At 74.0% G+C, this 12985-nt stretch carries 9 protein-coding genes; 6 read left to right on the top strand and 3 right to left on the bottom strand.

The features are described from left to right. Positions 1–395 precede the first annotated feature (395 nt). Positions 396–2198, top strand: a complete 1803-nt coding sequence (locus AB0398_RS12225; RefSeq protein WP_366374181.1) for a S8 family serine peptidase — start codon at positions 396–398, stop codon at positions 2196–2198. Positions 2199–2425: 227 nt separating this feature from the next. Next, entirely contained in the window at positions 2426–5530 is a 3105-nt protein-coding gene (locus AB0398_RS12220) for a helix-turn-helix transcriptional regulator (protein ID WP_366374179.1), read from the top strand. Here AB0398_RS12220 and AB0398_RS12215 read toward each other — a convergent pair. Continuing rightward, a complete protein-coding gene (locus AB0398_RS12215) occupies positions 5520–6230 on the bottom strand; it encodes a 1,4-alpha-glucan branching protein (protein WP_366374177.1) in 711 nt (236 codons plus the stop codon). The two genes, AB0398_RS12220 and AB0398_RS12215, sit on opposite strands and share 11 nt — an antisense overlap. Before the next feature lie 184 nt (positions 6231–6414). Between AB0398_RS12215 and AB0398_RS12210 the strand changes: the two genes are divergently transcribed. After that, positions 6415–6879 carry a GreA/GreB family elongation factor gene (locus AB0398_RS12210; protein ID WP_366374175.1) on the top strand — a complete coding sequence of 155 codons (465 nt, stop codon included), beginning with the start codon at positions 6415–6417 and terminating at the stop codon, positions 6877–6879. Between the two features lie 7 nt (positions 6880–6886). Then, positions 6887–7702, top strand: a complete 816-nt coding sequence (locus AB0398_RS12205; protein ID WP_366374173.1) for a hypothetical protein — start codon at positions 6887–6889, stop codon at positions 7700–7702. 21 nt (positions 7703–7723) lie between these two features. On the opposite strand, the gene AB0398_RS12200 is transcribed toward AB0398_RS12205, so the two are convergent. Together AB0398_RS12200 and AB0398_RS12195 are read right to left on the bottom strand one after the other, a co-directional pair. Next, positions 7724–8359 (bottom strand): DUF1345 domain-containing protein, encoded by a 636-nt coding sequence (locus tag AB0398_RS12200; RefSeq protein ID WP_366374171.1) that lies wholly within the window; start codon positions 8357–8359, stop codon positions 7724–7726. A gap of 3 nt (positions 8360–8362) precedes the next feature. Then, positions 8363–9343, bottom strand: a complete 981-nt coding sequence (locus AB0398_RS12195; RefSeq protein ID WP_366374169.1) for a Dyp-type peroxidase — start codon at positions 9341–9343, stop codon at positions 8363–8365. 352 nt (positions 9344–9695) lie between these two features. Here AB0398_RS12195 and AB0398_RS12190 point away from each other — a divergent pair, with 352 nt between their 5' ends. After that, a complete protein-coding gene (locus AB0398_RS12190; RefSeq protein ID WP_366374534.1) occupies positions 9696–11990 on the top strand; it encodes an FdhF/YdeP family oxidoreductase in 2295 nt (764 codons plus the stop codon). Between the two features lie 151 nt (positions 11991–12141). After that, positions 12142–12978, top strand: coding sequence for a formate dehydrogenase accessory sulfurtransferase FdhD (gene fdhD, locus AB0398_RS12185; RefSeq protein WP_366374167.1), 837 nt, complete (start codon positions 12142–12144; stop codon positions 12976–12978). The last annotated feature ends 7 nt before the right edge of the window (positions 12979–12985 follow it).

Below are 12985 nucleotides of genomic sequence, written 5' to 3'. Positions count from 1 at the left end.
GCCCCGCCCCCCGGCCCCCGTCCCCGCGGCCCTTTCCGCCGCCCCCGGCGGGCCCCGCGTCCCCTCCCCTCGCCGACCCCCCGCCGCTCCCTGAGGGGTGACAAGGGTTTTCCCCGTATCGGGTTCACCCCCCCGTTCCCTACTGTCCTCCGCACCGGCAGATATCATCCTTCGAATCGCACCGTGACAGGTGCATGCGAAGGGTGGCGTCCGCCGGTGACGGCCTTGACCCGGGCCGTCGCGCCGGTGGCGGCGCACGGGCCCCCCAAGCCCAGGGAACACCGGACCGCGACCCCCACTTCGCCCCCGTGTCCCGCGCCGCCGCCACTGCTTCGCAGTTACGTCGTAATCGAAAGGGCCACACCTTGAACGGTTCCAGGCGGAGAGTCATATCCGTGGTCGCGAGTGCCGCGATCCTCGGTGCCGCTGCCACCACCTCCGGGGCGTTCGCCGCCGCCCCGGCCGCTCCCACCCCGAAGCCCGCGCCGGTTTCGCAGGCGATCCAGGCGCTGCCCAGCGCCCCGGTCGAGAAGCTCATCGTCACCTACAAGAACCAGGCCGCCGAGGCCGGTTCCAACGCCGCCGCGCAGAGCGACACGGCCGAGAAGGCCGCGAAGACGGGCGAGAAGCTCTCCTTCGAGCGTCGGCTCGCCGCCGGCTCCGCCCTGGTCGACCTGGGCGACAGCGCCACCAAGCAGGACGTCACGAAGGTCATCGACGCGTTCCGCGCCGACCCGGCCGTCGCCTCCGTCGAGCCCGACATCCGCGCCTACGCGATGGCGGCCACGCCGAACGACACCGACTACACCAAGCAGTGGGACCTCTTCGAGGCCACCGGCGGCATGAACGTCCCGGCGGCCTGGGACAAGACGACCGGCTCCGGCGTCACCGTCGCCGTCATCGACACCGGCTACGCCGCCCACTCGGACCTGGCGGCCAACGTCGTCGCCGGTTACGACTTCATCTCCTCCTCCGCCGACGCCCGCGACAGCAACGGTCGCGACGCGAACCCGAAGGACGAGGGCGACTGGAACGCCACCGACAACGAGTGCGGCAGCGGCTCCAAGGCCTCCAGCTCCTCCTGGCACGGCACCCACGTGGCCGGCACCATCGGCGCCGTCACGCACAACACCAAGGGCATCGCGGGCATCGCGTACAACGCGAAGATCCAGCCCGTGCGCGTGCTCGGCAAGTGCGGCGGCTCGTCCGCCGACATCGCCGACGCCATCACCTGGGCCTCCGGCGGCACCGTGCCGGGCGTCCCGGCCAACGCGACCCCGGCGAAGGTCATCAACCTGAGCCTGGGCGGCGCGAGCTCGACCTGCCCGAGCGTCTACCAGACCGCCATCAACGGCGCCGTCACGCGCGGCACCACCGTCGTCGTGGCCGCGGGCAACAGCAACCTCAACACCTCCGGCTTCACCCCCGCCAACTGCTCGGGCGTCATCACCGTGGCGTCGACCAGCCGCGAGGGCAACCGGTCGTACTACTCCAACTTCGGCACCGCCGTGGACGTGGCCGCGCCCGGTGGCGAGACCCGCCGTGCCACCGACACGCCCGGCACCGTCACCACCCCCGAGAACGGCATCCTCTCGACGCTGAACTCGGGTACGACGACCCAGTCGACCGAGAACTACAAGCCCTACCAGGGCACCTCGATGGCGGCGCCGCACATCGCCGGCCTCGCCGCCCTCCTGAAGTCGGCCAAGAGCACCCTCACCCCGGCCGACATCGAGTCCGCGATCAAGGCCAACGCCCGTCCGCTGCCGGGCACCTGCACCGGCGGCTGCGGCGCGGGCATCGCCGACGCGACGAAGACGGTGAACGCCGTCACCACCACCACGCCGCCGGCCGGCAACGTCTTCACCAACGCGACCCGCGTGACGGTCCCGGACAACACCACCGTGTCGTCCCCGATCGCCGTCACCGGCCGCACCGGCAACGCGCCCGCCGCCCTCAAGGTCGGCGTGGACATCAAGCACACCTGGCGCGGGGACCTGGTCGTCGACCTGGTCGCCCCCGACGGCACGGTGCGCAACCTGAAGACCTCGTCGTCCTCGGACAGCGCCGACAACGTCGTGACGACCTACACGGTCAACGCGTCGGACGAGGTCGCCAACGGCACCTGGAAGCTCCAGGTCCGCGATGTGGCCACGGGTGACACCGGCTACATCGACTCGTGGAGCCTCACCTTCTAACGCACCACCGCACCACCTTCGACCCACCCCCCACATCAGCATCATCGCTGGTCAGCGACGCGCTCGTGGTCTACACCACGGGCGCGTCCTGGCGTTGTGGGAGCGCGTGCCACCGGAGCGCGCTGTCCGTATGCCGGACAAGGGGCCTGGACTCCGCCGGTGGGCTCCGTATTCTCTGCGCACGGGGCTCATGGGCCGGGGGCCCGAGCGGCCGGAGGTGGTGGACAGTGACGACAGCTCCGCACGTCGCCCTGCGCCCCGCGGGCGTGGGGTCGAATCCCGCGCCGGTGGGCCGCGAAGAACTCCTCGCCCGGCTGGAACGCGCCCTGCACACACGCGGCCGCGCCCTGCTCACCGGACCGGCCGGCGTCGGCAAGACCGAGGTCGCGCTCGCCGAGGCGGCCCGCGCCGAGGCGCGCGGCGAGACCGTGCTGTGGCTCGCCTCCCTGCCGTCCGACCGCGAGATACCCGGCGCCTCGGCCGCCGCGCTCGTCGCCTCCGTGGCGGCGACGGTGGCCCCGCCCGGCTCCGGGCCCGTCCGCCCCGAGCCGTCCGACGCGTCCGGGCCCGGGGCCCCCGTCCCGGTCCTCCCGGCCCTCGGCTCCCCCAGGGCCCCCGCGGACCGGGCCGCCGTCCCGCACTCCGCCCCGGCCCCCGTCGCGGGAGTCCCCGGAGTCGCCGGAACGCACGCCTCCGCGGCGTACGGCACCGATCCGTACGCCACCGGCGCGTACGCCGCGGGCCCGTACACCACCGGCGTGTTCGCCTCCGGGGTCTTCGACGAGCTGCCCGGCCCCCAGCGCACCGCCGTCGCCATGCTCTGCCGCGAGGCACCGATCGACGCGGACGGCTGGGACCCGATCGCGCTGCGCCTCGGGATCGCGCAGATCCTGCGCACCCTGACCTGCCGGGGGCCCGTGCTGCTCGTCGTCGACGGGGTGCAGCACGTGGACGCGGACAGCGCGGACCTGCTGCGGTTCGCCCTCCACCTGGCGCCGCCCGCGCTGCGGGTGGTGGCCGTGGAGACCCCCGAGCCGTACGGGGAGGCCCGTGGTCCGTACGGCGAGCCGCACCGCTCCGAGGACCCGCACGCCAGCCACCTCTGGGTGCCCTCGGAGGCGGACGTGCTGCGCGTCCCGCCGCTGCACGCCGACGAGATCGCCGAGCTCCTCATCCACCACCGGCTGCCGTCCCGGATGGCCGGCCGCATCCACCGCGCGAGCGGCGGCAATCCGCGGCTCGCGCTCGCGGTGGGCCGCTCGCTGGCCGACGCGCGGACCCCCGTGCACCACGCCGAGGCCCTGACGCTCTCCGGGCGCGCCCGCGACCTGGCCCGCCAGCTGCTGGGTGCCGCGCCGCCCGCCGTACGGGAGACGCTGCTGCTGGCGGCCCTGGCGCTGCGTCCGTCGGCGACGCTGGTGCGGCGGGCCGGGCGGCCCAACGCGGAGGCGGACCTGGCAGCGGCCGAGCGGGCCGACCTGGTGTCGCTCGCCGAGGACGGTTCGGTGACCTTCACCGCGGGACTGCTGCCCTCGACCCTGGTGCACGACGCCTGCTGGGCCGAGCGGAGCGCCGGGCACGCGGCCCTCGCGGAGGTCGTGGACGACCCCGTGGAGGCGGTGCGGCACCGGGCGCTCGCCACCGACAGCCCGGACGAGGAACTGGCCGCCGAGGTCGCGGACGCCGCCGATCTGGCCCGGCGGCGCGGGAACAGCGCGCTCGCCGCCGAACTGGCGCTGCTCGCAGCCGAGTCGACGCCGGGGCGGCACGGCACGCGGCGGATCGCGCGGCTCGTGGACGCGGCCGAGGAGGCCGCGCGGGCGGCCCGCGCCGACCTCGCGATGCGGGCCGCGACCGATCTGCTCGCCCGGGACGCCGTGCCCGCCGACCGGGTGCGGGCGCGCCTCGCCGTGCTCGACACGGCGGGCCAGGGCCTGACCGGCCTCGACGAGATGTACGTCCACGCCATGGAGGACTCCGAGGGCGACACCGCCCTGCGGGCCGCCGTACAGCTCCGGCTCGCCGTCAAGTACGTGCTCGCGGACGGCGATCCGCACCGCTCGCGGACGGCGGCGGTCGAATCGGCCGCGCTGGCCGCCTCGATGGGCGACCCGCGCACGGCCGCGCAGGCGCTGACCGTGCAGGCGCGGATGGAGCGGGCGCTCGGCTCGCCGGACGCGGATGCCGTGCTCGCCCAGGCGCGGGCCCTTGAGCTGGCCGAGCGGCCCCTCGGCATCCGCAACGCCGCCCAGATCCTGACGATCCGCCACGCCCTCTTCGACGACCGGCTCGTGGAGGCCCGCGACGAACTGGGCGCGCTCCTGCCGCTGGTGCAGCGGCGCGGCTCCGTCGAGGACGCCATCGAGCTCTTCCGCACGCTGGCCGAGATCGAGTCCCGGATCGGCCCGTGCGCGGCGGCCCTCGCCCACGCCGGGCAGTCCCTCGCCCTCACCCTGGAGGCGGGCCTCTCCCCCGGTCCCGCCTGGTACGCGCTCGCGCTGGCGGAGACGGCGGGCGGCAGCTTCGCGCGGGCCGCGAGCTACGCGCGCCGCAGCGTGCAGGCCTCGGAGGAGGAGGGCGACCGGGTCTTCCTCTCCCGCAGCCGGTACGCGCTCGGCCGGGTCCAGCTCGTCAACGGGGACGTGGCCGCCGCCCTGGAGACCCTGCGCCGGGTGCAGGCCGACGAGCGCGCCCAGTCGACCGTGGATCCGTCGATGCTCCGCTGGCACGAGGAGCTGGCCGAGGCGCTGCTCGCGAACGACGCCGCCGACGAGGCCCTGGCGCTCCTCGCGGAGGTGCGGCCGGTGGCGGAGCGCCTCGGGCGGTCCACGGTCCTGCTCGGCTGCGACCGGACGTACGCCCTGTGCCTGGCGGCGGAGGGGCGCACGGACGAGGCGGCGGAGCTGCTGACCCGCACGGCCGGGGAGTTCGGGCGGGCGGGGCTGCCCCTGGAGCGGGGCCGGGCACTGATCGCCCTGGCCCGGGTGGAGCGCCGCCGGAGGCGCCGGTCGGCGGCGCAGGGCGCCCTGCACGAGGCGGCGTCGGTGTTCGAGCGGGCCGGAGCGGCGCCGTGGCTGGCCCTGGCGGGCGAGACCCCGGCGGGCGAGGGGCCGGCGGGCGGCCCGGGCGGCGAGGAGACCGCCCCCGCGCTCTCCTCCCTCACCGAGGCGGAGCTGCGCCTGGCCCGGCTGGTGGGCCAGGGCGCCAGCAACCAGGAGGCGGCGGCGAAGCTGTACCTGAGCGTGAAGACGGTCGAGGCGCGGCTCACCCGCATCTACCAGAAGCTCGACGTCCGTTCCCGGGCGCAGCTCGCGACGGCCCTCAGACCGTGAGGGCCGTGGATCCCGTGAACGCCGTGGCGTAGGTGCCCCGGGCGGTGGTCCCGTCGGGCCGCTGCCACTCGCCGGTCACCCGGGCCGGCTCGCCGTCGGCCGTTCCGCCGCCGGCCGTCCCTCCACCGGCCGTTCCGTCGTCGGCCCGCAGGACGCGCCGGAGCCGCAGGACGAGCGGCGCGGGCGCGCCGGGCTCCCGCAGCACCACGTCGGTGTGGTCGGGGCCCTCCTCGACCCGTACGGGCTCCGCGTCCGCGCCGGTGCCGTCCGGGGTGAGCGGCGCGACGGCGACGGTGGGGTCGGGCGTGTCGGTCGCGGTCTGCTCCTGCGGTTCGGCGCGGCCGTCGAGCAGGGCGTGCAAGCGCTCGACGAAGACGGGGTCGTGGACGGCGTCGTAGATCCAGCGCTTCCCCAGGACACCGTGTTCGGAGGTGCCGACGAGGGCGCGCTCGGCACCCGCGAGCGGGTCCGCGCGGTAGGTCAGGGGGACGTGGTGGGCGACCGCGTCCGGGCCGGTGCCGTCGGTCACCACCATGAACTCGATGCCCACCTCGCCCTCGGGGTCGTCGAGGCGGAACCCGCCCGCCCTGACCAACCGCGGTCCCTCGGCCCCGCCGGCGTACCAGGGGCGGGTGGGCAGCCACGCGGTGAGCAGCTCCAGCTTGGTGGGCTGCATCGTGGTGCGGTGGATGACGGCCATCGTGCGCTTCTCCCTCTCGGTCGGGATCTTCCCCGCCCCACCGTACGAGCCTTTCCACGGTCGCCGTACGAGGCCGTGCGGGCGGTCCTCGCGTCCGGCTCGCACCGTGCCTGATAACGTCCGAAATTACTCATTCACGGCATGTGCGGCACCATGCCGCTTCCTCGTCCGGACAGGAGCAGGAATGACCGGTGGACCCGAGCCCATCAACGCCGTCGCCCGCGAGGAGCTGGAGAAGGAGCTCGCCGAGCTGCGCTCCGAACGCGATTCGGTCACCGCCACCCTGCGGGACGGCGGCGGCGACCAGACGGGCGACAGGGCGGACCAGGCCGACGAGTTGATGCGCGCCGACGAGGCCGACCGGCTGAACGGGCGCATCAGGGAGATCGAGGACCGTCTGAAGGCGGCCTCCGTCGCCGAGCCGCCGGCCGCCGGCTCGGTCGGCGTCGGCAGCAGCGTGACCGTGCGGTTCGACGACGGCACCGAGACCACCGTGCGGATCGTGGAGCTGGCCGACGCGCTCAACCCCGGCCTGGTGACCGGCGACAGCCCGCTGGGCAGGGCGCTGCTCGGCCACGGCGCCGGTGACACCGTCACGTACGAGACGCCCGGGGGCCGGGCGACCGCAACCGTGGTCTCGGTCGGCTGACGGCACCGTGCGGGAGGCGGACGGCGGGCAGGAGCGGAAGGGGCTCAGGGAGGCCGACCGCAAGGGCGGGCCCGGGCACACCGTCCTGGTGGCCCTGGTCTTCGCCGTGCCGGTCACCAAGCTCACCTACACGGTCGGCGGCGGGGACGCGGTCCGGGACGTGCTCGTGGGCATGGAGCCGGCGAACTGGCCGGACATCCTGCTCGGCATGGTGATCACCGATCCGCTGCTCGGATCGGTGCTCGCCGTCGTCGTCTCCCGCGTGGTCTTCGCCCTCTTCGCCGCGCGCGGCGCCGTGCCGACGGGCGGCAGGCGGACCCGGTCCCTCCAGCGGCTCGGGCTCACGGCCGTCACCCCGATCGCCGTGGGCGTCGTCGACGCCTGCTTCTTCGGGCCGTGGTGGGGGCTCGGCACCGGGCTCGCCTCCTTCGCGCTGCGGCAGGGCGTGATCGAGGAGTACCGGACGGGACGGCGCCGGGTGCACCGGTCGCGGGACCGGGAGGAGCACCACGACACCGGGTACCGGCCGCCCGGCTGGCTGCGCCGGGCCGCCGGGGCCGAGCAGTGGGTGGCCCTGGTCCTGACCGTCGTCGTGCTGCCGGTCCTGTTCTTCGTCTCGGCGCTCGACGGGCAGTCGTGGACGTCGATCGTGACGTGCCGGGTCACGAGCGGCGCCGGGACGGCGGACGACCGGCTGATCGAGCTGAGCCGTAAGGGCAACGGCGTCGTGGGCTGGAACCTGGACGCCGGGGAGATCTCCAACGGCGTCGACTGCGTGAGCGAGGAGAGCCGGTACGTACGCGAACCGTGGTGGCGCGACTGAGCCCCCGGGGCGCCGGGGGCGTCAGCCCGTGACGATGCCGGTGACCAGGTTGATGGTGGTGGCCAGGATGCTGGCCCCGAAGACGTACGACAGCAGGCAGTGGCGCAGGACGATCGCGCGGAGCCCGGCGGTGGAGACGTTGGTGTCCGAGACCTGGTAGGTCATGCCGAGGTTGAAGCTGAAGTAGAGGAAGTCGCTGTACCGGGGCGGGGCCTTGGTGTTGAAGTCGATCCCGCCGCCCGGTTCCGGGACGTAGTAGTGGTACGCGTAGCGGGTGGCGTACATCAGGTGGAGCGCCGCCCAGGCCATGAAGACGCCGCAGAGGGCCGTCGCGGCCGCCGCGTGGCTCAGGTCGGTGCGGCCGACCAGGAGCAGCACGATGATGCCGACCAGTCCGGCCAGGGAGGTCGCGACGACGGCGAGCTCCTCGACGACGGGCCGGAACTCCTCGCGGCGGACGTTGTGGTGGGTGGTGGTGGCGTCCATGGGCCACAGGACGATCCAGCCGGCGACGACGAAGGCGGTCTCCGCCACGGCGATGCCGGCGAGGACGCCGAGCGGCGCGTGGGTCGACACGGCGACGAGGAGGCCGGCCACCGCGCCGACGAGCGCCGCCCCGACGAGCCGGGGGACGGCTCCGAGCAGCCGGGCGCGCACGGCTCAGGCTCCTTTCCGGCTGCCGACGCCCGGGGACTCCCCGGTGGCGGCGGTGTCCGGCGCGCCGGGGAGGTCGTCGAGGAGGTCGGCGCTCGGCACGAAGAAGAGGCCGCCGGTCACGGCCCGGGAGAAGTCGAGGATGCGGTCGGTGTTGCCGGGCGGATCCCCGAGGAACATGTTGCGCAGCATGCGTTCGGTGACGGCGGGCGTCCGGGCGTAGCCGATGAAGTACGTGCCGAACTCGCCGCTGCCGACCCGTCCGAACGGCATGTTGTCGCGCATGATCTTCTGCTCGTCGCCGTTCTCGTCGGTGACGGTGTTGAGGGCGATGTGCGCGTTCGCGGGTTTGACGTCGTCGGGCATCTCGACGTTGGACTCCTTGCCGCGCCCGATGACCCGTTCCTGCTCCTCGACGGCGAGCGCGTCCCAGGCCGCCATGTCGTGCACGTACTTCTGCACGACGACGTAGCTGCCGCCCTCGAAACCGGGGTCCTCGGCGCCGATGTGGACCGACTCGGCGGCCAGGGTTCCGGAGGGGTTCTCGCTGCCGTCGACGAAGCCGAGCAGGTCGCGCTCGTCGAAGTAGCCGAAGCCGTGCACCTCGTCGACGACGGACACCGAGGTGCCCAGCCGGTCCAGGACGAGCCGGGCCAGCTCGAAGCAGAGGTCCGCGCGCCGGGCCCGCAGGTGGAAGAGCAGGTCGCCGGGGGTGGCGGGTGCGCGGTGGCGGGGGCCCCGGAGGGCGGGGAAGGGGTGCAGGCCGCGCGGGCGCGGGTCGCCGACGAGCCGGTCCCACCCCTCGGACCCGATGCCGACGACGCAGGTGAGGCCGTCGGCGGGGGCCCGGAAGGCGACCGAGCGGGTCAGCCCGGTGACGTCCTGGAGCGCGTCCCGCACGGCGGCCTCGGCGCCGGGGTGGACGGTCACCACCAGGAAGAGGGCCGCCCGGGAGGGGGGCACGAGGACGGGCTGGGGTACGGCCATGGCGCTCCCGCCGGAGATGTGGCCCCGCAGAACGGAACGAGAAGTCGGACAAAAGGTACTCAGGAGACAGCTTCAGCGTAGGTGGGCGCGATCTCTCGCGCAGCCCGGCACGGCGGTCTCCACCGGGGGCGGGCGGTGCGCGGTTCGTACGGCGACCGTCTCCGGGCCGGGCGGCGCGCGGCCTCGCGCGGCCGGTCCTTCCGGGCCGAGTGGCATGGGTACGGGGGCGGACATAGCCTGCCCGAAGGGGCTGTTCCGTCCCGTACCGCCCATGCCCCGCGGGGCGAGAGGGTGAAGATCCTTGAGCACCGACCAGGAAAAGCCGGAGACCCTCCAGGACACCCCCGAGACCCTGGAGCCCCGCGTGGGCCCGGCCCCCGAGGGCGATCCGGAGTTCCACCCGTACCACCACCCCGCCGCCGGCTGGGGCGCCGCCAAGAGCGTCACCGGCTTCATGGTCCGCGAGGGCGCCCTCCCGCTCGACGGGCCCCGGGCGATCATGAAGATGAACCACGAGAACGGCGGGTTTGACTGTCCCGGCTGCGCCTGGCCCGACGACACCAAGGGCCTGCACCTGGACATCTGCGAGAACGGGATCAAGCACGTCACCTGGGAGATGACCCGCAAGCGGGTCGGGCGCGAGTTCTTCGCCGCCCATTCGGTGACCGAACTCGACGGGTGGAGCGACTACGCCCTGGAGAACGAGGGCCGGCTCACCGAGCCGATGGTCTACGACCCGGAGACCGACCACTACGTGCCGATCACCTGGAAGGACGCCTTCGCCCTCGTCGGGCGCACGCTGCGGGAGCTCGACCACCCGGACGAGGCGACCTTCTACACCTCCGGCCGGCTGGGCAACGAGGCCACCTTCCTCTACCAGCTGATGGCACGCGAGCTGGGCACCAACAACCTGCCCGACTGCTCCAACATGTGCCACGAGGCCAGCGGCCGGGCGCTCCAGGCGGCGCTGGGGACCGGCAAGGGCACCGTCGACCTGGAGGACTGGCAGACCGCCGACGCGCTCTTCGTCATCGGCGTCAACGCCGCCTCCAACGCGCCCCGGATGCTGACCGCCCTCGCGGAGGCGTACGACCGCGGCGCGCAGATCGTGCACGTCAACCCGCTCGTCGAGGCGGCGGCCACCCGCGCGATCATCCCGCACGACTTCAAGGACATGACCACCTTCCACTCCACCCGTACCAGCACCCTCAACCTCCAGGTGCGCGTCGGCGGCGACATGGCGCTGCTGCGGGGCATGGCCAAGGCGGTCCTGGAGCAGTCCGCGACCGACCCCAAGGCCCTGGACCGGGAGTTCGTCGAGCGGCACACCAGCGGTTTCGAGGAGTACCGGGCGGTGTGCGAGGCGACCCCGTGGGAGGAGCTGGAGACCCAGTCGGGGCTGAGCCGGGACGACATCCTGGAGGCGGCCCGCGTCTACCGCGAGGCCGACCGCACCGTCGTCAGCTGGTGCCTGGGGGTCAGCCAGCACGAGCACGGCGTCGACACCGTCCGCGAGATCGTCAACCTGCTGCTGCTCCGCGGCAACCTGGGCCGCGAGGGCGCGGGCCCCTCACCCGTACGCGGGCACAGCAACGTCCAGGGCAACCGCACCTGCGGCATCGACCACCGGCCCACCGCGGCGTTCCTGGACCGGCTCGCCGAGGTCTGCGGGATCGACCCGCCCCGCGAGCACGGCAAGGACACCGTCGCCAGCATCAGGGCCATGCGCGACGGGGAGGTCAAGGTCTTCGTCGGCATGGGCGGCAACTTCGCGCTCGCGGCCCCCGACACCCCGGTCACCTACGAGGCGCTGCGCAACTGCGAGCTGACCGTCCAGGTGAGCACCAAGCTGAACCGCAGCCACGTCGTGCACGGGCGGCGGGCGCTGATCCTGCCCTGTCTCGGCCGGACCGAGAAGGACCACCAGCGCAGGGGGATCCAGAGCACCTCGGTCGAGGACTCGATGAGCATGGTGCACATGTCGGTCGGCATGAAGCGCCCCGCCTCGCCGCACCTGCTCTCCGAGCCGGCGATCATCGCGGGCATGGCCCGGGCCGCGCTGCCGGACAGCGCCACGCCGTGGGAGTGGTACGTCGAGGACTACGACCGCATCCGGGACACCATGGCCCGGGCGCTCGACGGCTTCGAGGACTTCAACCGGCGGGTGCGCCTGCCGCTGGGCTTCCGCATCAAGCAGCCCGCCCGCGAACTGGTCTTCCTCACCGCGTCCGGCCTGGCCGAGTTCTCCTCCTCCGAGCTGCCCGACGTACTGCCCGCCCCCGGCGAGCTGGCCCTGGGGACCATGCGCTCCCACGACCAGTGGAACACCACGATCTACTCCGACGACGACCGCTACCGGGGCGTCAAGAACCTGCGCACGCTCGTCTTCATGAACCGGGCCGACATGCGCGAGCGCGGCATCGCCGACATGGGCGCGGTGGACATCACGAGCACCGCGCGGGACGGCAGCCACCGGCGCCTGAACGGCTACCTCGCCGTCCCGTACGACATCCCCCGGGGGTGCGCGGCCGGCTACATGCCCGAGATGAACGTCCTGTGCGCGCTGGACGACTACAGCACCCAGAGCGACCAGCCGATCATGAAGCACGTCAGGGTCACGATCGTCCCGGCGGGCTCTTCCGCGTGACCGCGTGACGGTACGGGTACGGCCACGGGGCGCACCCCGCGTCGCGCGCGTCTCTCCCGGGGCGGCTACCGTCGGCGGTCGGGCGGCGTGACACCGCGGCCCCGGGATCCGGCGTCCGGTCCACCGGCCGGAGCCAGAGGGAGGAAGAACCATGGGACGAGTGACCGCGCGGCGGCGCGTCCTGCGCGTGCGGGAGGGAGGGGCCTCCTACCGCCCGGACACGCTGGCCGCCGAGGAGCCGATGGAGATCAGGGTCGGCGGGCGTCCGCTGACCGTGACGATGCGCACCCCGGGCGACGACTTCGACCTCGCGGCCGGGTTCCTGGTGAGCGAGGGCGTGGCGCACGCGGCCGGGGACGTGGCCGGGATCCGGTACTGCGCGGGCGCCACCTCCGACGGCGGCAACACGTACAACGTGGTCGACGTCGTCCTGGCGCCGGGCGTGGCCGCCCCCGACGCCTCCCTGGAGCGGAACTTCTACACGACGTCCTCGTGCGGCCTGTGCGGCAAGGCCAGTCTGGACGCGGTGCGCACGACGGCCGCCTGGTCCGTCGCGGAGGACCCGCTGCGGATCGGCCCGGAGGTGCTCACGGCCCTCCCCGACCGGCTGCGGGCGGCCCAGCGGGTCTTCGACAGCACGGGCGGCCTGCACGCGGCCGGGCTCTTCTCGGCCGAGGGTGAGCTGCTCTGCCTGCGGGAGGACGTCGGCCGGCACAACGCCGTGGACAAGGTCGTCGGGCACGCCCTGCGGTCGGGGATGCTGCCGCTGCGCGGGACGGTCCTGATGGTGAGCGGCCGGGCCTCCTTCGAGCTGGTGCAGAAGGCGGTGATGGCGGGGATCCCGCTGCTCGCGGCCGTCTCCGCGCCCTCCTCGCTCGCCGTGGACCTGGCGGCGGAGAGCGGACTGACCCTGGTCGGGTTCCTGCGCGGCACGTCGATGAACGTGTACTGCGGGGACGAGCGCCTTGAGACCGCCCCGGTGGCCTGAGGCAGGC

It is taken from the genome of Streptomyces sp. NPDC086147 (assembly GCF_040702165.1).
Lineage (GTDB): Bacteria > Actinomycetota > Actinomycetes > Streptomycetales > Streptomycetaceae > Streptomyces.
Note: the sequence above shows the minus strand (reverse complement) of the source record. Positions and strands in the feature narration are given on the sequence as shown.

Coding starts and splice junctions, on each gene's coding strand:
- AB0398_RS12215 (WP_366374177.1), bottom strand. CDS start 6,230: ATGGCCGTCATCCACCGCACCACGATGCAGCCCACCAAGCTGGAGCTG.
- fdhD (WP_366374167.1), top strand. CDS start 12,142: ATGGGACGAGTGACCGCGCGGCGGCGCGTCCTGCGCGTGCGGGAGGGA.
- AB0398_RS12210 (WP_366374175.1), top strand. CDS start 6,415: ATGACCGGTGGACCCGAGCCCATCAACGCCGTCGCCCGCGAGGAGCTG.
- AB0398_RS12195 (WP_366374169.1), bottom strand. CDS start 9,343: ATGGCCGTACCCCAGCCCGTCCTCGTGCCCCCCTCCCGGGCGGCCCTC.